Source organism: Pseudomonas sp. HN8-3, assembly GCF_020790195.1.
Lineage (GTDB): Bacteria > Pseudomonadota > Gammaproteobacteria > Pseudomonadales > Pseudomonadaceae > Aquipseudomonas > Aquipseudomonas synxantha_A.
In genome coordinates this window covers 4868650-4890661 of sequence record NZ_CP086206.1, presented here as the reverse complement: position 1 = coordinate 4890661, position 22012 = coordinate 4868650, and the positions used below count along the sequence as shown (strand labels likewise).

Annotated in this window: 18 protein-coding genes and 1 pseudogene; 10 read left to right on the top strand and 9 right to left on the bottom strand. The window is 58.4% G+C overall.

Features of this window, described 5'->3' with window-relative positions; genetic code table 11:
- Positions 1–157: 157 nt before the first annotated feature.
- From leuA to LJX92_RS21670, 4 genes are all read right to left on the bottom strand, one after another.
- Positions 158–1837 (bottom strand): 2-isopropylmalate synthase, encoded by a 1680-nt coding sequence (leuA, locus tag LJX92_RS21685; protein WP_103734900.1) that lies wholly within the window; start codon positions 1835–1837, stop codon positions 158–160.
- Between the two features lie 323 nt (positions 1838–2160).
- Entirely contained in the window at positions 2161–2979 is an 819-nt protein-coding gene (locus LJX92_RS21680; protein ID WP_032879612.1) for a M23 family metallopeptidase, read from the bottom strand.
- Between the two features lie 3 nt (positions 2980–2982).
- Complete coding sequence (gene xseA, locus LJX92_RS21675) at positions 2983–4362, bottom strand: exodeoxyribonuclease VII large subunit (RefSeq protein ID WP_032879613.1); 1380 nt, start codon at positions 4360–4362, stop codon at positions 2983–2985.
- Positions 4363–4372: 10 nt separating this feature from the next.
- The gene (locus LJX92_RS21670) at positions 4373–5263 is read right to left on the bottom strand and encodes a LysR family transcriptional regulator (protein ID WP_228308940.1); all 891 of its coding nucleotides are present in this window, start codon (positions 5261–5263) and stop codon (positions 4373–4375) included.
- A gap of 99 nt (positions 5264–5362) precedes the next feature.
- Here LJX92_RS21670 and LJX92_RS21665 point away from each other — a divergent pair, with 99 nt between their 5' ends.
- The 7 genes from LJX92_RS21665 (at position 5363) to LJX92_RS21635 (ending at position 11636) form a co-directional block, all read left to right on the top strand.
- Positions 5363–6130, top strand: a complete 768-nt coding sequence (locus LJX92_RS21665; RefSeq protein WP_103734899.1) for a sulfite exporter TauE/SafE family protein — start codon at positions 5363–5365, stop codon at positions 6128–6130.
- A 137-nt stretch (positions 6131–6267) separates the two neighbouring features.
- Positions 6268–6816: a hypothetical protein gene (locus LJX92_RS21660; RefSeq protein WP_005791157.1), complete on the top strand. Its 549-nt coding sequence runs from the start codon at positions 6268–6270 to the stop codon at positions 6814–6816.
- 104 nt (positions 6817–6920) lie between these two features.
- Entirely contained in the window at positions 6921–8390 is a 1470-nt protein-coding gene (gene guaB / locus LJX92_RS21655; protein ID WP_014719807.1) for an IMP dehydrogenase, read from the top strand.
- Between the two features lie 81 nt (positions 8391–8471).
- Positions 8472–10049, top strand: coding sequence for a glutamine-hydrolyzing GMP synthase (guaA, locus tag LJX92_RS21650; protein ID WP_005791155.1), 1578 nt, complete (start codon positions 8472–8474; stop codon positions 10047–10049).
- Between the two features lie 177 nt (positions 10050–10226).
- A complete protein-coding gene (locus tag LJX92_RS21645; RefSeq protein ID WP_228308939.1) occupies positions 10227–10919 on the top strand; it encodes a hypothetical protein in 693 nt (230 codons plus the stop codon).
- A 115-nt stretch (positions 10920–11034) separates the two neighbouring features.
- Positions 11035–11274 carry a hypothetical protein gene (locus LJX92_RS21640; protein WP_228308938.1) on the top strand — a complete coding sequence of 80 codons (240 nt, stop codon included), beginning with the start codon at positions 11035–11037 and terminating at the stop codon, positions 11272–11274.
- Positions 11275–11324: 50 nt separating this feature from the next.
- A complete protein-coding gene (locus tag LJX92_RS21635) occupies positions 11325–11636 on the top strand; it encodes a hypothetical protein (RefSeq protein WP_266105147.1) in 312 nt (103 codons plus the stop codon).
- A gap of 45 nt (positions 11637–11681) precedes the next feature.
- Here LJX92_RS21635 and LJX92_RS21630 read toward each other — a convergent pair.
- The 5 genes and pseudogenes from LJX92_RS21630 to treR form a co-directional block, all read right to left on the bottom strand.
- Positions 11682–11927: pseudogene (locus tag LJX92_RS21630) on the bottom strand (UTRA domain-containing protein); the annotation flags it as partial.
- Positions 11928–12003: 76 nt separating this feature from the next.
- A complete protein-coding gene (locus LJX92_RS21625; RefSeq protein ID WP_228308936.1) occupies positions 12004–12948 on the bottom strand; it encodes a hypothetical protein in 945 nt (314 codons plus the stop codon).
- 369 nt (positions 12949–13317) lie between these two features.
- Positions 13318–15390: a TerD family protein gene (locus LJX92_RS21620; protein ID WP_228308935.1), complete on the bottom strand. Its 2073-nt coding sequence runs from the start codon at positions 15388–15390 to the stop codon at positions 13318–13320.
- A gap of 356 nt (positions 15391–15746) precedes the next feature.
- Positions 15747–16517: an APH(3')-II family aminoglycoside O-phosphotransferase gene (locus LJX92_RS21615; RefSeq protein WP_228308934.1), complete on the bottom strand. Its 771-nt coding sequence runs from the start codon at positions 16515–16517 to the stop codon at positions 15747–15749.
- Between the two features lie 13 nt (positions 16518–16530).
- Positions 16531–17235, bottom strand: coding sequence for a trehalose operon repressor (gene treR / locus LJX92_RS21610; RefSeq protein ID WP_032879617.1), 705 nt, complete (start codon positions 17233–17235; stop codon positions 16531–16533).
- Positions 17236–17474: 239 nt separating this feature from the next.
- Here treR and treP point away from each other — a divergent pair, with 239 nt between their 5' ends.
- From treP to LJX92_RS21595, 3 genes are all read left to right on the top strand, one after another.
- Entirely contained in the window at positions 17475–18917 is a 1443-nt protein-coding gene (treP, locus tag LJX92_RS21605; RefSeq protein WP_032879618.1) for a PTS system trehalose-specific EIIBC component, read from the top strand.
- A gap of 122 nt (positions 18918–19039) precedes the next feature.
- Complete coding sequence (treC, locus tag LJX92_RS21600) at positions 19040–20686, top strand: alpha,alpha-phosphotrehalase (RefSeq protein ID WP_228308933.1); 1647 nt, start codon at positions 19040–19042, stop codon at positions 20684–20686.
- Positions 20687–20754: 68 nt separating this feature from the next.
- On the top strand, positions 20755–21975 hold the full coding sequence (locus LJX92_RS21595) for a maltoporin (RefSeq protein WP_228308932.1): 1221 nt from the start codon (positions 20755–20757) through the stop codon (positions 21973–21975).
- Positions 21976–22012 lie beyond the last annotated feature (37 nt).

The following is a 22012-nucleotide window of genomic DNA, read 5'->3' as shown; positions in this document are numbered from 1 at the left end:
CCGCTATCGGGAGCAAGCCCCCTCCCACTTTGATTTGCGAATACATTCAAATGTGGGAGGGGGCTTGCTCCCGATAGGGCCATCAGCGCCACCATAACCCCAAAGCAAAAAGGCCCCTGGATTCACACCCAGGGGCCTTTCACATTTCAGCAGCCGATTACGCCGCTTTGGCTTCCAACTGGCTCAGCGAGCGGTTCAGCGCACTGAACAGCGCCTTGAAGCTGGCGGTGGTGATGTTTTCATCAATGCCCACACCATGCACCGGACGTTCGCCGTTCACGCGCAGTTCAATGTAGGCGGCCGCCTTGGCATTGGTGCCCGCACCGATGGCATGTTCGTTGTAGTCCATGATCTCCACGCCAATCGGCAGGCCGGCCACCAAGGCTTCCAGCGCGCCGTTGCCTTTGCCTTTCCAGTGCAGGTTGGTTTCGCCCTGGCCCTTGCCGGAAACTTCCACCTCGACAAAGCTGTTGCCGTTCTCTTCCTGCAGGCGATGGCTGACCAGCGCGTACGGGGTGTTGGCTTGCAGGTATTCACGCTGCAGCAAGGCGTAGATCTGCGGCGCAGTCATCTCAAGGCCCACGCGGTCGGTTTCGGCCTGCACAACCTGGCTGAACTCGATCTGCATACGACGCGGCAAGCTGATGTCGTATTCCTGTTCCAGCAGGTAGGCGATGCCACCTTTGCCCGACTGGCTGTTTACACGAATCACCGCTTCGTAGCTGCGGCCAATGTCCGCCGGGTCGATCGGCAAGTACGGCACTTCCCACAGCGCATCGTCTTTCTGCTGGGAGAAGCCTTTGCGGATCGCGTCCTGGTGGGAGCCGGAAAACGCGGTGTGTACCAGGTCGCCCACATAAGGATGACGCGGGTGCACCTGGATCTGGTTGCACTCTTCAACGACTTTGCGCACACCGTCGATATCGGAGAAGTCCAGTTGCGGGTCCAGGCCCTGGGTGTACATGTTCAGGGCCACGGTCACCAGGTCGACGTTGCCGGTACGCTCGCCGTTGCCGAACAGGCAGCCTTCGACGCGGTCGGCGCCGGCCATCAGGCCCAGTTCGGTGGCGGCGACGCCGGTGCCGCGATCGTTATGGGTGTGCAGGCTGATGATCACACTGTCACGACGGTTGATATGGCGACCGAACCACTCGATCTGGTCGGCATAGATGTTCGGTGTGGCGCATTCAACGGTGGCCGGCAGGTTGAGGATCATCTTGTGCTCGGGCGTCGGGTTCCACACCTCGATCACTGCGTCGCAGACTTCCTTGGCGAACTCCAACTCAGTGGCGCTGAACGTTTCCGGGGAGTATTCGAAGGTCCACTGGGTTTCAGGCTGTTGGGCGGCGTATTTGACGAACAGTTTGGCCGCGTTGACGGCGATAGCCTTGATGCCATCCTTGTCCTGGTTGAACACGATGCGGCGGAACGACGGCGACGTGGCGTTGTACAAGTGCACGATGGCCTTCTTGGCGCCGCGCAGGGATTCGAAGGTGCGTGCGATCAAGTCTTCACGGCCCTGGGTCAGCACCTGGATGGTGGTGTCCTCGGGGATGTGGTTGTCTTCGATCAGGGTGCGCACGAAGTCGAAGTCGGTTTGCGAGGCGGCCGGGAACGAGGCTTCGATTTCCTTCACGCCTACAGATACCAGGGTCTTCCAGAAACGCAGCTTTTTCGCGGCGTCCATCGGCTCGATCAGCGACTGGTTGCCATCACGCAGGTCAGAGCTGCACCAGATCGGCGCGGTGGTGATGGTCTTCGATGGCCAGGTGCGGTCCTGAATATCAATGGTCGGGAACGCGCGGTACTTCGACGACGGGTCTTTGAGCATGCTCATCGGGAAATCCTTTGTTGTAGGGGCCGAGAAAAGGCGGCCTGCCGTGAAACTGTTTTTGGGGAGAAAGCTTGGGACGAGGCAGATCGATTCAGCCTGGCAGTCGTGCGCTGACGAGGCACAGGCTGCGGTGCTGGCGAAGCTGAATGAGGGTGTGAGAGGTTTTCATAAGCTCAACCCTAACCGCAGGGGTGAAAGATGGCAAGCAGTCGATAAAAATTGAGATAAGTTCTGTTCTGCGCAGAATAAACGAGATTTTATGCTGGTTTTGAAGTTGATATCTGGTTTTAATTGCGCGCCGGTGATGGGGCGCGCAATCGCGTGTTTCAGGGTTGGAATGCGCCGATAAAGATAGCCGGGTCAACCCGTGCATCGTTCAGGCTGACGTTCCAGTGCATGTGCGGCCCCGTCGCCCGTCCGGTCGAACCCACCTTGCCCACGACCGCACCGCGCACCAGTTGCTGGCCCACCTTCACGTCGATCTTCGACATATGGCAGAACATGCTGATAAAGCCCTGGCCATGGTCGACGAATACCGTGTTGCCATTGAAGAAGTAATTGCCAACCAGAATCACCTTGCCGTTCGCGGGCGTCTTGATCGGCGTACCGGCCGGTACGGCGAAGTCGAGGCCCGAATGTGGGTTGCGCTCTTCGCCGTTGAAGAAGCGCCGCACCCCGAACTTGCTCGACAACGGGCCGTTCACCGGTTTGTCCAGCACCAGGTTGCTCGGCAGGGTGGGGCTGAAACTGCGGTAAGCCTTGAGCTGTACCGCCAATTCGCCTTCGATGCGCTTGAGCTGGGCCGGGTCAGGGTTGACCTGGCTTTTATTCTTCAGCGTGATGCGCTGTTCCGGGTACTTCTTGTAACCGACGATAAACGGCAAGTTGCGCCCGCCGCTGCTGATGCGCTCGTTACCAGGCTTGACCGTCAACGGGATACCGACGATGGCTAGCCAGTTGTCCTGTTCTTTGACCACCAGTACCGGTTTGCCTTGGTATGTGGCTTTGGGCGCCGTGGCGGCAGGTCCCAGTTCGACCACGGCCACACCACCGGGCACCGGTTTGTTCAAGGTGCGGGTGATATAGCTGTCCGCGTAGGTATTCATGGACAGGCACAGCAGCAACAAACTCAGTAGACGTGGCATCAATCAATCCAGTAGCGAAAGGGTGACGGGGGTCAGGTGATTGTCTTCCACCCGCACTTGCAGTTGACCTTCACCCAGGCGCGCGGTCAGGCGCTGGCCGGTGTGGGTTTGTGCGGCATTGCGAATCGCCTGGCCGCGTTCATCCAGCAGGATGCTGTAGCCACGGCCCAGGGTCGCCAGCGGGCTGACCACCTGCAACGTCTGCACCTGGCTTTGCAGTTGCAGGCGTCGGGCCTTGAGACCTTCGCGCATGGCTCGGGGCAGGCGTTCGGCGAGGCTGTCCAGGCGCTGGCGCAACAGCGCCAATTGGCGGCCCGGATGCTGGCCGGCGAGGCGGGTCTCCAGGCGAATCAAGCGCTCGCGACGGGTATTGAGGCCGCGCTCGAAGGCGCGGCGCATACGCATGTCCAGGTCATCCAGACGTTGTGCCTGCTGGCGCAAGCGCTCGCCCGGGTGACGCAGGCGCCGGGCCATGCCTTCCAGGCGCAGGCGGCTGTGGCTCAGGCGGTTACGCATCAGCATCACCAGGCGCCGATGCAGGTTGTCTACCTGGCGCACCAGATGGCTGGCGTCCGGTGCCAGCAACTCGGCGGCGGCGGAGGGCGTCGGAGCGCGCACGTCCGCCACGAAGTCGCTGATCGACACATCGGTTTCATGGCCGACGGCGCTGACGATGGGCGTGACGCAGGCGTCCACCGCTCGGGCCACGGCTTCTTCGTTGAAGCACCAGAGATCTTCCAGTGAGCCGCCGCCACGGGCCAGGATCAGCGCGTCGAAGCCGCGGGCATCGGCGAGTTTGAGCGCCCGCACGATCTGCGGGATCGCCTCGCGGCCCTGCACAGCGGTCGGGATCAGTGTCAGTTCAATGTTCGGCGCCCGGCGGCGGAACACACTGATGATGTCGCGAATCACCGCGCCGGTCGGCGAACTGATGATGCCGATACGCCGCGGGTGCGCGGGCAGCGGCACCTTGCGCTCGGCGCTGAACAGGCCTTCGGCGCTGAGCTTTTCCTTCAAGGCATCGAAGGCCAGGCGCAGCGCGCCATCGCCGGCAGGTTCCACGGTGTCGAGGATCAGTTGATAGTCGCCACGCCCCTCGAACAACGAGACCTTGCCACGCACTTTGACCGCCAGGCCGTCCTTCAACGCCTGGCGCACGCGTGCAGCGTTGTTGCGAAACAGCGCGCAACGCACCTGGGCCCCGCTGTCCTTGAGGGTGAAATACACATGGCCGGAAGCCGGGCGGGCGAGGTTGGAGATTTCGCCTTCGACCCAGATATTGGTGAACACGTCTTCCAGCAACACCCGCGCGCGGCCGTTGAGCTGGCTGACAGTCAGGACTTCGCGGTCCAGGCCCAGACGGGCAAAAGGATCTTTAATCATGGGCGGCAGTTTATAGGCATTCGTGCAGGGTTTGACAGAACTGCTCTACCAGCGCGTTCGGCGCCTGCGCGCAGGCGAGGGCCACGGTGCTATGGCAGTCCGGGTCGGCCAGGGGTAAAAAGTGCAGGTTGGCGGGGGCGATGTACTGCATGGATTTTGGTAACAAGGCAATGCCGAAACCGGCCTGGATCAATTGCAACTGCGTGGTCTTGCGCGACATCACCCGTGCGGCCCTGGGGAAAAATCCTGCACGCATGCACAGTTCGGCCGACAGATAACTCAGCCCGCCGCGTTGGGGATGGGGGATCGAGATAAACGCTTGGTCCTTTAGCTGCGCCAACTCCACCGGCGCGTCGCTGCGCGCCAACGGATGATTCGGCGGCACCGCCAGCACCAACGGCTCCGTGTACAACGGCAGCACACGCACGCCGTCGCGCTGGCGCAGTACGGGCAAGCGCAGCAGGCCGACGTCCAGGCGACCCTCGGCGATGTCCTCCAACTGGGCTTCGGAGGAGAGCTTGGCGATATCCACCGATACTCCAGGGCAGCGCTCTAGCCAGGTGCTGATGCCGTGCAACAACGCGCCGCTCATCGGCACTGTGCTCGAGTGACTCAGGCGCAGCGTGCCAAGCTGGCCATTGCCTACTAGGGTCGCCACTTCGCTGGCCTTGAGCAACTCACTCAGCAAATTGCGCGCCCGTGGGTAGAACGCTTCACCGGCCGCTGTGAGCCGCGGTTGGCGTGCGGTGCGTTCGAACAATGGGGTTTGCAGTTGATTTTCCAGTTCCTTGATCTGCCGGCTCAAGGCCGACTGCGCCACAAACAGGCGTTCGGCCGCGGCACTGAAGCTGCCGCTCTCGGCGATTTCGACGAAGTAACGCAGTTGCCGCGTGGAGATCACGAGTCATGCCTTTTTGAGATGAGTGGCTAGCTTTGAAGATATTAGTCGCAACAGTCGACAATGGCTAAAGTGAAGGCCATGCCCAACAAGGGATAACCCATGAGCCTGGTTGAGTTGATGAGTCAGTGGTCGTTCGGGGCTGTGGATTGGCTGGTGATCGGCCTGGGTGTGGTGCTGGCCTATGTGGTGTTTGGCATTGCCGGGTTCGGGACGGCCTTGGTCGCCGGGCCGATCCTGATTGTGTTTATGCCGCTGTCGAAGATCATCCCGTTGCTGGTGCTTCTCGACTTTGTCGCGGCGTTTGGCGGCTTGCTGCAAACGCGGCGCGATGTGAACAAACCAGAACTGTTGCGGTTGCTGCCCTGCATGGCCGTCGGCTGCAGCCTGGGCGTGTTGTTTTTGCTCAACCTGCATTCGGACCTGTTGCTGCTGTTGATGGGCCTGTTTATCAGCGCCTACGCGATTTACAGCCTGGCGGTGAAGGCGCGGCCGACTGAGCTGGCAGCGGGCTGGTCGATTCCCATGGGCACTGTTGGGGGGCTGTTTGGTGCGCTATTCGGCAGTGGCGGCTTTTTATATGCGATTTACCTGAACAGCCGTTTGCCCAAGGACGCGGCGCGGGCCACGCAAAGCGCGCTGATCAGTTGCAGCACGGTCGTGCGTTTGAGTCTGTTCCTGATTGCCGGCGTGTATGCAGATTTGCCGTTATTGATGTTGGCGGTTTGCCTGTTGCCGGCGATGGCCCTGGGGCTGTGGTGTGGACGCAGGCTGACGATGCGGCTGTCCCGTGAGGCGTTCGTGCGGTTGGTGACCTGGTTGGTATTGGCCAGTGGTATTGCGTTGATCGGGCGGTATGTGAGTACTTGACCTGATTTTTTCAGGGATTAAGCTGCCGTCCTCCCGGGCGTCATCGCGGGCAAGCCCGGCTCCCACATTGGAATGCGATCAACTGTGGGAGCCGGGCTTGCCCGCGATGGCGCCAATAGCCACACCGCAGGACTCCCATGAATTCCCAAAGCATCCTTGTCCCGAAAATCTCCACCTTGCCCGTCCACGAACCCCGCGCCCGGGCGATCGTGCGTTGGCTGGTGCGCAAGAACATCATCAAGGAAGAACTCACTACCTGCGGGCGCACCGGCAACCGCATGGGCTACGCCCTGGCCGATGGTGCCCGCGCCGTGGTGCTGCACCCTGAAGCGCTGCCGTTCAACGAGCCGGTCAATGGCCTGGAGATCATCTACAAGCGTTGCATCTACACGCCGGCCAAGGGGTTCCTTGAAGAAGCCGGCTGCCCGGAATGCCTGAAGGAAGTTGGCGAGGCGCTGTTCGAAAGCCTGGAAGACTGGATGCCTGGTCACACCGACAACTTCACCTGCCCGCTGTGTGGGCATGAAGATGACATCAACGGCTTTCTGTTCCTGCAGGAATGCGGGTTTTCCAACCTGGGGTTCATCTTCAACAACTGGGCGGAGGCGGGGTTCAAGCAGAGCTTTATCGACGAATTTGCCGATTGGTTGGACCAGAAAATGAGCTGGGTCAAAGTCGAGCTTTAATCCTTCTATCAGTATTACCAAGTTTGTCAGAGTTTTACATTGAGCCGGGCAGGGTGCATGTATATAATGGCGCGCTTCCATTTTCCCGCTCGGGAGCCCCCGCGATGCTGCGTATCAGCCAAGAAGCTCTGACATTCGACGACATTCTCCTAGTGCCCGGTTATTCCGAGGTGCTTCCTAACGAAGTCAGTCTCAAGACCCGCCTAACCCGTGGCATCGAGCTGAATATTCCCCTGGTTTCCGCTGCCATGGACACCGTCACCGAAGCCCGTCTGGCCATTGCCATGGCTCAGGAAGGCGGCATCGGCATCATCCACAAGAACATGACTATCGAGCAGCAAGCTGCCGAAGTGCGCAAGGTCAAGCGTTACGAAGCCGGTGTGGTGAAAGATCCAATCACCATCGAAGCCGACGCCACCGTGCGTGACCTGTTCGAACTCACTCGCATGCACAACATCTCCGGCGTCCCGGTGCTGCACGATGGCGACCTGGTCGGCATCGTCACTTCCCGTGACGTGCGTTTCGAGAACCGCCTTGAAGTCACCGTCCGTGAAGTGATGACGCCTAAAGAGCGCCTCGTTACTGTCAAGGAAGGCGCCGACAAGAACGATGTGCGCGAACTGCTGCACAAGCACCGCATCGAGCGCGTGCTGATCGTCGATGACAAATTCGCCCTCAAGGGCATGATGACCGTCAACGACATCGAAAAAGCCAAGGCCTACCCGCTGGCCAGCAAGGATGACCAGGGTCGTCTGCGTGTTGGCGCAGCAGTCGGCACCGGTAAAGACACGGGCGACCGCGTTTCGGCGCTGGTTGCTGCCGGTGTTGACGTGGTGGTGGTCGACACCGCCCACGGTCACTCCAAAGGCGTGATCGACCGCGTGCGCTGGGTCAAGCAGAACTTCCCTGACGTGCAAGTGATCGGCGGCAACATCGCCACCGGCGCTGCCGCCAAGGCTCTGGCCGAAGCTGGCGCTGACGCTGTCAAGGTCGGTATCGGCCCTGGCTCGATCTGCACCACGCGTATCGTCGCCGGTGTGGGCGTGCCGCAGATCAGCGCTATCGCCAACGTCGCCGCTGCCCTTGAAGGCACTGGCGTACCGTTGATCGCCGACGGCGGCATCCGTTTCTCCGGTGACCTGTCCAAGGCCATCGTGGCCGGTGCTTCCTGCGTGATGATGGGCTCGATGTTCGCCGGTACCGAAGAAGCGCCTGGCGAGATCGAACTGTTCCAGGGCCGTTCGTACAAGGCTTACCGTGGCATGGGGTCGCTGGGCGCCATGTCCCAGGCGCAAGGTTCTTCCGATCGTTACTTCCAGGACTCCTCGGCAGGCGCCGAGAAGCTCGTACCGGAAGGTATCGAAGGCCGTGTGCCGTACAAAGGCACCCTGAGCGCGATCATCCATCAACTGATGGGCGGCCTGCGTTCCTCGATGGGCTACACCGGCAGCGCCGACATCGAAGAAATGCGCACCAAGCCAGAGTTCGTACGGATCACCGGCGCAGGCATGGCTGAATCCCATGTCCACGACGTGCAGATCACCAAGGAAGCGCCAAACTACCGTGTAGGTTGAGCCTTCCAGCAAAATGTTAAGTAACCGGGGCTGTTCTTTCAGCCCCGAGTTGTTTCTGATTCATTAGACGAGACTGACTTCATGGCCCTCGACATTCACGCCCATCGCATCCTGATCCTCGATTTCGGTTCCCAGTACACCCAGCTGATCGCCCGCCGCGTGCGTGAAATCGGCGTGTACTGCGAACTGCACCCGTTCGACATGGACGACGCAGCGATCCGCGAATTCGCCCCTAAAGGCGTCATCCTCGCCGGTGGCCCCGAGTCCGTGCACGAAGCCAACAGCCCGCGTTGCCCGCAAGCGGTATTCGACCTGGGCGTACCGGTGTTCGGTATCTGCTACGGCATGCAAACCATGGCCGAACAACTGGGCGGCAAGGTGGAAGGCTCCGAGCTGCGTGAATTCGGTTATGCCCGTGTGGACGTGGTCGGCAAGAGCCGCCTGCTGGACGGCATCGAAGACCACATCGACGCCGACGGCCTGTTCGGCCTCGACGTCTGGATGAGCCACGGTGACAAGGTCACCAAGATGCCGGAAGACTTCCACATTCTGGCCAGCACCCCAAGCTGCCCGATCGCCGGCATGTTCAGCGACGAGCGTCGTTACTACGGCGTGCAGTTCCACCCGGAAGTGACCCACACCAAGCAAGGCGGGCGCATCCTGTCGCGCTTCATCCTCGACATCTGCGAGTGTGAAGCCCTGTGGACCCCTTCGAAAATCGCTGAAGACGCCATCGCCCAGGTGCGCGCCCAGGTCGGCACCGACAACGTGTTGCTCGGCCTGTCCGGCGGCGTGGACTCCTCGGTAGTTGCTGCCTTGCTGCACAAGGCCATCGGCGACCAGCTGACCTGCGTATTCGTCGACAACGGCCTGCTGCGCCTGCACGAAGGCGAGCAAGTGATGGCCATGTTCGCCGAGAACATGGGCGTCAAGGTGATCCGCGCCAACGCTGAGGAGCAGTTCCTCAACAACCTGGCCGGCGAGTCCGACCCGGAGAAGAAGCGCAAGATCATCGGCCGTACCTTCATCGACGTCTTTGATGCCCAGTCCAACAAACTGGACAACATCAAGTACCTCGCCCAAGGCACCATCTACCCAGACGTGATCGAGTCGGCCGGCGCCAAGAGCGGCAAGGCCCACGTGATCAAGTCCCACCACAACGTGGGTGGCCTGCCTGAGGAAATGAACCTCAAGCTGGTAGAACCGCTGCGCGAGCTGTTCAAGGACGAAGTCCGCCGTCTGGGCCTGGAACTGGGCCTGCCGTACGACATGGTCTACCGCCACCCATTCCCAGGCCCGGGCCTGGGCGTGCGTATCCTCGGTGAAGTGAAAAAGGAATACGCCGACCTGCTGCGTCGCGCCGACCACATCTTCATTGAAGAACTGCGCAAGGCCGACTGGTACCACAAGGTCAGCCAGGCGTTCGTGGTGTTCCAGCCGGTGAAATCGGTTGGCGTTGTAGGCGATGGTCGTCGTTACGCCTGGGTTGTTGCGCTGCGTGCCGTAGAGACGATCGACTTCATGACAGCGCGTTGGGCACACCTGCCTTACGAACTGCTGGAGACGGTCAGCGGCCGTATCATCAATGAAATCGAAGGCATTTCGCGCGTGACGTATGACGTGTCGAGCAAGCCGCCGGCGACGATTGAGTGGGAATGATCCTGCAATAGCAGGTGAGTGCTGAATAACAGAACCCCGGCCTGATGGCCGGGGTTTGTGTTTTTAGTGTGTACTGAAAAGGGGGTTGGAGAATAGCCTACGCTTGCCCATAATCGAACTGCATCGATTGGCACCCCTTTGAAGTGATTCTGAGAAGCTATTGCCGGAGGTCTGTACTTGAAGCTGGAAGAGCGTATGCAGACTGCCATTGAGGGCGTGCTGGGAAACGTGATCCTGCGCATGGATGTTGCTGCGCTTGGCGGGCATTCACAGGTTTCTGTCGCATTGGACGAGTTAATGCGCAAAGGCGTGATTGTGCGCATGGGCATTGGCATCTACGCCAAAGCTTCTCGTTGCCCTGATACTGGCATTGTGACTCCTGTGGCTGACCTTGAAGCGCTCGCCGTTGAGGTATTTCAGCGGCTTGGCGTTAGTGCTTCTGTGCAGGTCGCCAAGTCCGGCGCCGGGCGTTTGGTCGTGTCAAAGGATGCAAGGATTTGCATAAAGGGTAGCCGCCGAATTCGACGCAAGTTATCGCTTGGTGGACGGTCAGTGGTTTATGTCAATGAACTCGCCTCTCCCCGTAAACCGAAAAGTTCGGTCCGGCGTCATCCGAAAACGGGTGCGTTGATCATTCCTGAGTCTGGACTACGGCGTTACGTGATGGATCTGGCGGACGCATGTCAGGTCGCTTACATCCGGACTTACGCCGATGAGTGGGCAGAAAATGTTTCTCGGTTGGCGGGAGACGATGTTCAGACTGACGTCATAGAGAACTTGGTCATCGCGCTGAAGAAAGAGAAAAAAGTCACTGGTCTGGAAGCGGTTCATCTGCTTACCAACTACTTGAGGGAAAAGCAGCGTATTTGACCCATTCAAGGACTTTGACGCGAAGGGCTATCTCAGAAACGTTGTCGGTGAAAAAGACCTGAACATCGTCAAGCAGCTTGAACATGACCTGTTTACGGCGAACCTTGCTGACGCGATGGCCTATTTGGCGAAGAAAAGCACGATCACGTATCGCGATTTTTTAAAAGTCCACGCACTTCTGTTTGGTGATCTTTATCCGTGGGCAGGCAGTGACAGGATGGCGACCTCTCCTGACTTGGCGATTTCCAAAGCGGGCACCTGTTTTTGTCTTCCGTACGAAGCCAAAAGAGCCGTTGAAGAAGGGCTTCGTTTGGGGCAGAACAAGGTTGTGCTTAAAAGTCACCCGGCCTGGTGATGGGTTTTTTCGCTTACGGGCATCCATTCCTTGATGGCAATGGAAGAACAATGCTGGTGGTTCATTCAGTCCTCTGTCATCGCGCAGGGTTCTCGATTAATTGGGGCCGCACGGATAAGTCGGCCTATCTGTCTGCCTTGAGTCAAGAAATCGAGACGCCTGATAAGGGCATTCTGGATGCGTACTTAAAAGACTTTATTGAGCCGCCCGTGGAGCCCGACGCATGGGAAGCCGCTATTCATTGCGTCCAGGGCCTGAATGGCTTGGTGACGACGGACACTGTCGAGGGGCGCTCAGATGATCCTGCGATCACCCGAAAATATCTCGAGTTTGATCAGCGACGGGGCTATGCCATCGACTAAGGGGAGCGGTTCTCCAGCTGCTAACCCCAAGCCCGCGCGTAGAATTCACCGCCGCGCAATATCCGAAAAGTAAAACTTATCCAGCGTATGCCGCGACTCGGTGTACTCGAACTGCCTCCCGTCCTGCAAAAACGTCTGGTTACTCACCACAATCACATGGCTCTGCCCATCGAGATCCAGATGCGCCTGGTCGTCCTTGCTGCGCGGCAGGGCTTCGATGGTGCGCTGTGCATAGCTGATCTGCAGCCCCAGCGTTTGCTCGATAAACGCGTAGATCGACTGCTCGGCAATCGAGCAAAGAAAAGGGGACTGATTTAGCGTGCGAGAAATAAACAAGTCCCCTTTTTGCGTTCGTTGTGGATCCACTTCACTTCTTTTGTACTGCAGTAACGAGTTTCGCAGGCTGTATTTTGCACCCCATGGTTTCGTACGAGTAACCATTAGCGGCAGGTGTTGCGATCACTGTTCGACCTTCGGCGACAAGGGCAGCCCAGGTGTCTGCGGTTCTACCCTGAATTCCACAGTCTTCAGGATGGAGGTGAAATGAGGCAAAGATCATTACGTCTTGGAGGCCTTCTTCTGCGTGACCCAGGATAGAAACCCAAGAATTCAACAGGATGGCCACGGTAAAAGCTGCCCCACTCCAAATGGTCACGAGCAGCCTGGAATGTCTTCGTTGCTCCAAACCGGGTTTGTACTGGTTCCAATTTTTGAACTTCAAGTGCTTTTTCTTGGTTTCCAGCATGAAAGCGGGTTGTGTCACGGTCATTGAAAAAGCAACAATTCCTACGCTTAAGCTGATCAGGACGGTCACGACGTAACCCCATAGAGCTATAAGGATTAAGGCGGATAACGCCTTTTGGGCAAGAGGAAACTGTGCGGCCTCGATGCGGGTCCAGTTGACTATCAATGAATCTGCATACGCACTTGCTACGATGCTCAGTGCAACTGTTCCCAAGGCTGCTAGGCCTGTCATCCACCACACGTGAGCCTTGAATCTCTTTATCAACTGAAACTGCTTTATAGAAAGTACAGACGAGCTCACGCAAATCAAGACAAACAGACCTTGCGCCACACGGGTGTATTTTGCTCCTCCGAGAGTGTTCCAAAACAAAAGAAAGAGCAGTCCGGCAATTGATAACTGAATCAATGCCGCACAATATTCTTGGGTTCTCCACCATCTGAAGTTGTAGTTAAGCTTCCATGGCAAATGCTTGAGGTGAGTTCGAATGAACAACGGGCGATCACTGAGACGGTCCAGGACCGCGAGCATGCAGGCGAAAAGCAGGTAGGTGGCAACGTACGGAAACATTGATCTTGAGCGTCCTTTCGCAAAACTCAGTCTACGTTATCTCACGAATCGTGCCGAAAATCGATCCGGTTGCTCTACCACTCTCATCGACAGAAAAAGCGCAGACGCTCGCTTGATCTACAGTAAGCAAATAAAACTCCGTACTTGGGCGGAATTGTCCGTGGGGCAGGGTTAGTATTGACTGTTTATATTCGAGTGGGAGTGATAGGGTGCCTTCACTGATTAGAGTACAGCGCTAAATTCGGACTAGCGCAGGAAGGGGCTTAGCCAATGCCAGCCAGTTATGACTGACTGGCTTTTTTGTTTTTGGATAAAAAGCTTCGAAGCAAGAGTTGTTGCTTCAATGAGCGGCAAAGGCTGACGTAGCTATTAAAGAAACTGTGATCGAATCAAATTCGTATCGAACGGTGTTATCCCTTGATCCGGCGCAAACACCTGCTGTGCCTGGTGCGGTGAAGCCACTCGTTCTCCCCGTGCTCGAACATGTAAATCGAACAGCGTCTCCAAGTCCGGCCTTGGTGTATGTACCAAAGCTCGCAGCATCAACGATACCCCACTGAGGTTGTTCTGCACGTTGTTCCACCGCGGAGATGAAGTGAGCCCCAGATCGGCCCAAATCATGCCCCGTTCCTGCAAGTCCATCACGAATGGCAGACAGATCCTTGTGTCGGACGCGATATCGATACGGTCGAACACGGAGCGCGGCTCGAATACTTCACCCGACGCCGTGTCGGCGCGGGCCATCCAGCCCGCGAAGCATTCTGGAAGATCGCAGTACGGCTGCTCGGTGTATGAGTTGATAGACGTGACAACGTAGCGAACACCCTTCTCGACGAGGACATCAAGGTTTAGGTCGATGAACTCCGAAGCCCCGTCGGGCGCGTCGACGATGTCGCCGCTGTGGTAGCCGCCTAAACTCTTTAGGTTGTAGTAGGCGACCGTTTCCATGAACACAAAGTTGGCGTCGAAAAAAGCGGCGGACAAGTCGATATCCGTGCGCTCACGGCCGTTCTTCCACCACAGGAACAGCCGAATGAAGCGTGTGTCAGGTATAGGCAACCGACTGCCTCGCACCAGCGTACGTAGTGACTTCGATGAAGCACGCTGCGCCAGCGGTACCCTGTATTCGCGTAATGCTGGATCGATGAAACAACGGCCTAGTGGCGGTAGCGACGCAAAACGCGATACTAGAGCGTCCTCGCAGATTCTAGTCGCACGAGCCAACACATCGGGGGCGAGAGGTTCGCGTCGATCCTTGATGCCATAGACTTTGGCGAATGCACCCTTCGGTGTGAAGGCTCGCAGAGGCAGGGGGCGCGGAGCCCGTACCTGGGCCAGTAGCTGCAGCAGAACAGGTGAGGACACTTGTGTCGCAACCGCCTCGAACGCGTCGAGAACCGATTCTGGTTCCGTCGCGCGCCGCAGGGTCACGTCCAGCCGTCGTGCGAACTCGCCAGGACGGCTTTGGAGTATGGGTGTAAGGGTGGTGATGTGACGCTGGGCAAGTAATGTTTCGACGCGTGATCCAAATGAAGCTGGTGCTTCGTTGCGACGTGCTGCCGTGATGGCGGCTAATGCTTGAGGGTACTTACCGGCGTAGTCGCCCGGATGCAGTACTTCAGCCAGGCGTTTCCATTGCTCAGCATGCCGCATCACACCTTCTGCAGCGTTGGGTATCCGGTCGAGCAGGCGCAACAGCAGGCGGCGCGTTGAGCGCTTCATCGCAGTGAAACGTGTCAACGCTGTCGCAAGTGACACGTCTCCTCCATTTAGCGCGACCGCGAGTCGTAGTACGTCAGTCGCAGTGTCGACGTTCCGCTCCAGAAATGCCTCAGCCCGTGCATCGCCGGGTACATGCTGGAAAAGTGCGCCGCCAACCTGCGCACGGATTTCCCGAAACGGTACGGTCTCAGGCAACAGTCGGAACACATCGCTTTTGTACTTTCGGATAAACCAGACGACATCGGCAGTTTCCTCTTCGGACAGCGAGGTGCGCGATGCAATCAGCGGTTCAAGGAGTGACTCGAACTCAGAGACGCTTCCCGGTTCGATAACGCGAGATATGAAGTTGCCTTCAAGCATCGCAGGTCGGGAGTATTCGGTCGGTGGTAAACGTAGAAGCGTGAAGTAGTGAATGACGGCGTTAAGGTACAACTCGGCCTCTGAGGTCATCATAACCTGCTCTGGAAAGCCAGGGTAAAACGGCCTGTGATGTACATGAGCGCCAGTTTCCCGCCGAAGGACCCCAACAATTTCGCGCAGCCAGTACTTGAGTTCTGTCGCTGATAACTTGCCGATTTGCTCAATCAGAGATTCTGACAATACACATCGGAACGCCGCTACTTCCCGGATAGCCGACGCGACCTGAGCGCGCGAAGCACCGCCAGTGCCCACCGGAACGTAAACTTTGCAACGGCGACGCAGGAACAACCCCTGATTCATGCTTGATTTTCTCCCTTGGCCGCCGGCGTGGACGAGTTGTAGCGTCGTGCTACAGCTGATGTAAAAACGCCTGCAAGTAGCAGGCGTAGTGTGGAGAGCGAAACCCCTAGATCATAGGAGGTTAGAAGGAAGGTGTTCCATAGCCACGGAGGCATTCTACGTAAGGTTGAATCTGTTTGTCAGGCCGCTGTGTTACTCAACGGTAACAAGCTGCTTCGCCAGAAGAAGAGGGGGCGCTTCGCGGCCCAGCGGGAGAAAGCTCCCTCGCCGCAGGGTTGCTTTGTGCCCTTCCTGAATCTTAAGTGACGGTGTTACCGACTTGAACTTAGAGATGCGTATCGACAGTACGCTCAGCGTCAGAAAAACTCATCCAGCAGACAATAGAACTTCATACGCTGCTCGTCGGGCTCAACACCATAAACCTCAAAAAAGGGTTTCACCCATGCCTGCCCCAGGTTGCGTTCAATACTTCGCGCAGCCAGGGCAAGGTCTTGATAACGGTCACTGACCCCCAGGCGTCCGCAGTCGATATAACCGCTGAAGTGACCGTCTGCCGCCATGAAGTTCGGCAGGCAGGCGTCGCCGTGGGTCACTACCAGATCATGAGTGCTTGGCTGAGTCGCCACCAGTTCAGCAAACACATCCTCAGCGCTTTGGCCTAGTCGTTCGTCGTCGAAATCCGTCTCGTCCACCAGGCCGGCGCTGACGTGCTCCTGTGCACGTGTGATGCGCCGCTCAAGGGCGTGATCGAATGGGCAGAGGGCGACCGGTAGCTGGTGCAGGGTGCGTAGCGCTGTTGCCAGGATGTTGATGATTTGCTCGGCGCAAAGCTCGTGGGCGCTGGCCAAGTCCCGTCCCGGTACGGTGGTCATCAGCAACCAATGGCGATGGCTTTCTGTGACTTCATCCACGACAGCAGGCGCAGGCAGATTCATTTGCCGCAGCCACCGCAGTCGATCGATTTCGTCTGCAAGCTCACCAAGTTCCTCGAGGGGCTCGGACTTCAGGAACAGATCTGTAACGTCGTTCTGGCGCAGACGAAAGACGTCGGCCCGCGATTCGCCAATGGCCTGTTGTTCAATGAGCGCACAGGGGAATTGTTCACGCCATTTGTGTGGAATATTCATCGTTGTGTCCAGCTCAGCGCCGCGCAATATCCGAAAAGTAAAACTTATCCAGCGTATGCCGCGACTCGGTGTACTCGAACTGCCTCCCGTCCTGCAAAAACGTCTGGTTACTCACCACGATCACATGGCTTTGCCCATCAAGGTCCAGGTGCGCCTGGTCGTCTTTGCTGCGCGGCAGGGCTTCGATGGTGCGCTGTGCATAGCTGATCTGCAGCCCCAGCGTTTGCTCGATAAACGCGTAGATCGACTGCTCGGCAATCGAGTGGTCCAGGCCGGGGATCAGGTCGGCAACGAAGTGGTTGATGTCCAGGATCACGCGCTTGCCACCGATACGTCGTACGCGTTTGACGCGGGTGATCAGCGTGCCGGGCTCGGCTTCGATGTGTTGCAGCAAAGAACCTTCCAGCGGGATTTGGGTGAACTCGACGACGTCAGTGCGTACGTCATCGCCCAGGTCGGCGTGGGTCTCGTGAAAGCTGACGATGCCGCCCAACTGGAACTCGATCGGGTTGGGCGACAACACAAAGGTGCCCTTGCCATGGATTTTTTGCGCAAAGCCACGCTCCTGCAACTGCTCGATGGCGCGTCGCACGGTGCCACGGCTGGCCTGGTAGGCGTCCATCAGTTCGGTTTCGGAGGGAAGGCGCGTACCGCGTTGCAGGCGTTCGGTGGTGATGCTGGCAAGCAGATCCGTATAGATCTGGTTGTATTTGCTCATGAGATGGCTCTGTGCCTGGCTTGCATTCAAGGCAGGAACCTTAGTGGCAGAGGTGGGGTTTGTCCATTGGATAGCCGTGCAGGCGAGGGAAAAGTCTGACAGTAAGCTCCCACATATAAACAAAAGTGTAACTCGTACAGACGAGTTGTTGATTTAACTCGTACAGACGAGTACTTTTCCCTCCTCGGCGTGCTGCCAATGACTGCCACCCATAAAAACAATCACAGTGGAAAACGAGCATGAGCCACGACTATTCGTCTACTGCCCGCGAGATTCTCGAGCACCTCGGGGGCCGCGATAACCTTGAGCAAGCTGCCCATTGCGTGACCCGCCTGCGCCTGGCGCTCAAGGACCCAAGCCTGGTCAACGGCAATGCGTTGAACCAGGTCGATCTGGTCAAGGGCTCGTTCTTTACCGGCGGCCTGTTCCAGGTGGTGATCGGCCCCGGCGAAGTGGAGAAGGTCTATGCCGCCCTGCGCGAACTGACCGGCCTGGCCGCCTCAACCATTGCCGACGTGAAGAAAGCCGGCGGCGACAAGACCAACCCCATGCAGCGTCTGGTGCGGGTGTTTTCCGATGTGTTCATGCCGATCCTGCCCGCGCTGATCATCGCCGGCCTGTTGATGGGCGTGAACAACCTGATGGGCGCCAAGGGCATGTTCATCGAAGGCAAGACCCTGCTGGAGGCCTACCCGAACCTGGATGGCCTGTGGAGCCTGATCAACCTGATGGCAAACACCTCGTTCGTGTTCCTGCCGGCGTTGGTGGGCTGGTCGGCAGCCAAGCGTTTTGGCGGCAGTGAAATCCTCGGCATTGTGCTGGGCCTGATGCTGGTGCACCCCGACCTGCTCAACGCCTGGAACTACGGCAAGGCGGTCGCCGGCCTCGACGGCCAGAGCCTGCCGTACTTCGATATCTTCGGCTGGTTCCAGATCGAGAAGGTGGGTTACCAGGGGCAGATCCTGCCGATCCTGATGGCCGCCTTCGTCATGAGCGTGATCGAGAAGTGGCTAAGGGCGCGGGTACCGAATGCGATTCAATTGCTGGTCGTGCCGATCACCACCATCGTTGTTACCGGCGTGCTGGCCCTGGCGATCATCGGCCCGGTCACCCGCCACCTCGGCATCCTGATTACCGAAGGCCTGGTCACCCTGTTTGAGATTGCACCCATGATTGGCGGGGCGATTTTCGGCCTGCTGTATGCGCCATTGGTGATCACCGGTATGCACCACATGTTCCTGGCCGTCGACCTGCAGCTTATTTCGACCCAGGGAGGCACCTTTATCTGGCCAATGATCGTCATGTCCAACCTGGCCCAGGGCAGCGCCGCATTGGGCGTGTTCTACATGACCCGCAATGCGCGGGACAAAAGCATGGCGTCCACCTCGGCAATTTCGGCTTATTTCGGCATCACCGAGCCGGCGATGTTCGGGGTGAATCTGCGCTTCAAGTTCCCGTTCTACGCCGCTCTGCTGGGCTCGGCGCTGGGCAGTATTTTCCTGTCGCTGAACAAGGTGACGGCTTCGGCCATCGGCGTCGGTGGCTTGCCCGGGTTTATCTCGATCGTACCGAGTGCGATTCCAATGTTTGTGATCGGCATGATCGTGGCGATGGTCGTGCCGTTTGCGCTGACTTGCCTGTTGAGCATGAAGATCATTCGGCCTGGTTACCGGGTCGCCTGAAGATCGCTATCGCAGGCAAGCCAACTCCCACAGTGATTTGTGAACACATTCAAGTGTGGGAGCTGGCTTGCCTGCGATGAGGCCAGACGGGCCAGCACCCAACTCTACTGAAGGAACCCACCATGCAAACCTGGCAACACTCGGTGATCTACCAGATCTACCCCAAAAGCTTCCACAGCCACGCGGGTAACGCTACCGGTGACCTGCTGGGCATCGTCGACAAGCTCGACTACTTGCACTGGCTGGGCGTGGATTGCCTGTGGGTCACCCCGTTTTTGCGCTCACCCCAGCGCGACAACGGCTACGACATCAGCGATTACTACGCCATCGACCCCAGCTACGGGACCATGGCCGACTGCGACTTGCTGATCAGCGAAGCGGCCAAGCGCGGCATCAGGCTGATGCTCGACATCGTGGTCAACCACACCTCCGTCGAGCACGAGTGGTTCCAGCAGGCACGCAGCAGCCTCGACAACCCTTACCGCGACTTCTACATCTGGCGCGACCAGCCGAACAACTGGGAGTCCAAGTTCGGCGGCTCGGCCTGGGAATACGAAGCGCAGACTGGCCAGTACTACCTGCACCTGTTCGACCACACCCAGGCCGACCTCAATTGGGACAACCCCAAGGTGCGCGCCGAAGTGTTCAAGATGATGCGCTTCTGGCGTGACAAAGGCGTGGGTGGGTTCCGCCTGGACGTGATCAACCTGATCTCCAAGCCCGCCGATTTCCCCGAGGACACCAGCGACGGCCGCCGCTTCTACACCGACGGCCCGCATGTGCACGAGTACCTGCAGCAAATGCACCGCGAAGTCTTCGACGGCCATGACCTGATCAACGTGGGCGAGATGTCGTCCACCCGCCTGGAACACTGCATTCGCTACTCGAATCCGGCCTCGAAAGAGCTGTCGATGACCTTCAACTTCCATCACCTGAAAGTCGATTACCCCAACCTGCAAAAGTGGGTAAAGGCCGATTTCGATTTCCTGCAACTCAAGCAGATTCTCTCTGATTGGCAGACAGGCATGCAGGCCGGTGGCGGTTGGAACGCGCTGTTCTGGTGTAACCACGACCAGCCACGGGTGGTTTCGCGATTTGGTGATGACGGCGAATATCGCGTGGTCTCGGCCAAGATGCTTGCCACCGCGCTGCACTTCCTCCAGGGCACACCCTATGTGTACCAGGGCGAAGAACTGGGGATGACCAACCCGGGCTTTGACAGGATCGAACAATACCGCGATGTAGAAACCCTGAATATCTTCCGACTCAAGCGCGATGCGGGAGAGTCCGAAGCATCGAGCATGGCGGCGATCATGCAGAAGTCCCGCGACAACGGGCGTACGCCGATGCAGTGGAACAGCCAGGCCAATGCCGGTTTCAGTCGTGGCGAGCCCTGGATTGGCATCCCGGACAACGCCGCGCGCATCAATGTCGAAAGTCAGCTGGATGCCCCGGACTCGGTGCTGCATCACTACCGAGCATTGATCGCCCTGCGGCGCCGCGAACCTCTGATCCAGCAAGGCGTTTATCGCCCGCTGCTGCAAGACCATTCCAAGGTTTGGGCCTACCTGCGTGAAGGCCAGGGCGAGCGCCTGCTGGTGCTCAACAACTTCTACGGCACGCCGTGCGAAATCCAATTGCCCGATCAGGTGATCAACGCGGCGTGCGAACAACGTTTGCTGATCAGCAACTACCCCGACTGCCCGGTGCGCACGAGCACGGTGGTGTTGCGCCCTTACGAATCGTTTGTGCTGCACCTCAAGGGCTAAGCCGCCCTACGGGCGATCGCGTCACGCAAGACAGTAAGAAATAACAATAAAAATAAAAGGAGCGCTTCATGAAAACAAAAATAAAGCTGGGTCTTATCGCCTCTTGCCTCGCTGCGCCGTTTGGCGCCCAGGCTCTGGAATTCGCCGGTTACTTGCGCAGCGGCGCAGGCACATCGACGGGCAGTGGCAAGCAGCAATGCTTCCAACTACCGGGGGCGCAAACCAAGTACCGCTTGGGCAACGAATGCGAGCAATACGCTGAGCTGGAATTGCGCCAGGACCTGCTGACCCTCGATGACGGGTCGGTGTTCAGCGTCGATGCCATGGCTTCCCTCTACAACCAGTACGACCGTGCCCTGAAATTCCAGGGCGAAAACAACGGTTCGGCGCGTATGCCGCAGATGTACGCGCAATGGTCCAACCTGCCCAGCCTCAATGGCGGTTCGCTGTGGGCCGGGCGGCGTTACTACAAGCGTAACGACATCCATATTTCCGACTTCTACTACTGGAACCAGAGCGCCACCGGAGGGGGAATCGAGGACGTGCTGATCGGCGGCTTGAAATACAGCTACGCGCTGTCACGCAAGGACAACCTGTACCAGAAGGAATACGCCACCCGTCACGACTTCAACGTCGCAGGTTTCAATACCAACCCTGGCGGCGAGCTGGAGCTTGGCTTGAGCTACATCGCCAAGGCTGGCGGGCGTGACGCCAACAGCGGATGGGCGCTGACCGCGCAGCATGTACAAGCTGCATTCCTGGGGGGCAAGAACAAGTTTGCCCTCCAGTACGGCGAAGGCCCAGGCACCGGCCTGGGCTATACCGGCAATACCGCGTTCGACAGGAGCAGCAAAAGCTACCGGGTAGTGGAGTTCTTCGACTGGCAGGTGACCCCGCGTTTCGGCGGGCAAGTTGAAGCGGTGTACCAGAAAGACGTGCGCCCAGGGCGCCAGGACCAGAATTGGATCTCCCTCGGCGTGCGCCCGGCGTATGCCATCAGCGAGCAATTCAAACTGGTCGCTGAGCTGGGTCACGATCAGGTTGACGCCACGGGGGGCACGCGCAAGTTGAGCAAATTCACGTTCGCTCCGACCTGGTCGCCCAAAGGTCCTGAGTTCTGGGCTCGGCCGGAAGTGCGGTTGTATTACACCTATGCGTCCTGGAACCAGGCGGCCAAGCGTGCGGCCAATGAGCTGGCGGCGGGTTCGGCATTATCTGATACCGGTGCCTATGGCACTGCGCGGCATGGCTCGAACATGGGTGTACAAGTCGAGTATTGGTGGAAGTAATTCGGTAGCTCCCAATGATATTTAAAAAACACAACAA

What these genes read in the sequence shown, in the direction of transcription:
- LJX92_RS21615 (WP_228308934.1), bottom strand. Translation starts at nt 16,517, where the DNA reads ATGAATATTCCACACAAATGGCGTGAACAATTCCCCTGTGCGCTCATT.
- xseA (WP_032879613.1), bottom strand. Translation starts at nt 4,362, where the DNA reads ATGATTAAAGATCCTTTTGCCCGTCTGGGCCTGGACCGCGAAGTCCTG.
- guaA (WP_005791155.1), top strand. Translation starts at nt 8,472, where the DNA reads ATGGCCCTCGACATTCACGCCCATCGCATCCTGATCCTCGATTTCGGT.
- leuA (WP_103734900.1), bottom strand. Translation starts at nt 1,837, where the DNA reads ATGAGCATGCTCAAAGACCCGTCGTCGAAGTACCGCGCGTTCCCGACC.
- LJX92_RS21640 (WP_228308938.1), top strand. Translation starts at nt 11,035, where the DNA reads ATGGCCTATTTGGCGAAGAAAAGCACGATCACGTATCGCGATTTTTTA.
- LJX92_RS21635 (WP_266105147.1), top strand. Translation starts at nt 11,325, where the DNA reads ATGCTGGTGGTTCATTCAGTCCTCTGTCATCGCGCAGGGTTCTCGATT.
- LJX92_RS21680 (WP_032879612.1), bottom strand. Translation starts at nt 2,979, where the DNA reads ATGCCACGTCTACTGAGTTTGTTGCTGCTGTGCCTGTCCATGAATACC.
- LJX92_RS21620 (WP_228308935.1), bottom strand. Translation starts at nt 15,390, where the DNA reads ATGAATCAGGGGTTGTTCCTGCGTCGCCGTTGCAAAGTTTACGTTCCG.
- LJX92_RS21625 (WP_228308936.1), bottom strand. Translation starts at nt 12,948, where the DNA reads ATGTTTCCGTACGTTGCCACCTACCTGCTTTTCGCCTGCATGCTCGCG.
- treC (WP_228308933.1), top strand. Translation starts at nt 19,040, where the DNA reads ATGCAAACCTGGCAACACTCGGTGATCTACCAGATCTACCCCAAAAGC.
- LJX92_RS21660 (WP_005791157.1), top strand. Translation starts at nt 6,268, where the DNA reads ATGAATTCCCAAAGCATCCTTGTCCCGAAAATCTCCACCTTGCCCGTC.
- LJX92_RS21665 (WP_103734899.1), top strand. Translation starts at nt 5,363, where the DNA reads ATGAGCCTGGTTGAGTTGATGAGTCAGTGGTCGTTCGGGGCTGTGGAT.
- treR (WP_032879617.1), bottom strand. Translation starts at nt 17,235, where the DNA reads ATGAGCAAATACAACCAGATCTATACGGATCTGCTTGCCAGCATCACC.
- treP (WP_032879618.1), top strand. Translation starts at nt 17,475, where the DNA reads ATGAGCCACGACTATTCGTCTACTGCCCGCGAGATTCTCGAGCACCTC.
- LJX92_RS21595 (WP_228308932.1), top strand. Translation starts at nt 20,755, where the DNA reads ATGAAAACAAAAATAAAGCTGGGTCTTATCGCCTCTTGCCTCGCTGCG.
- guaB (WP_014719807.1), top strand. Translation starts at nt 6,921, where the DNA reads ATGCTGCGTATCAGCCAAGAAGCTCTGACATTCGACGACATTCTCCTA.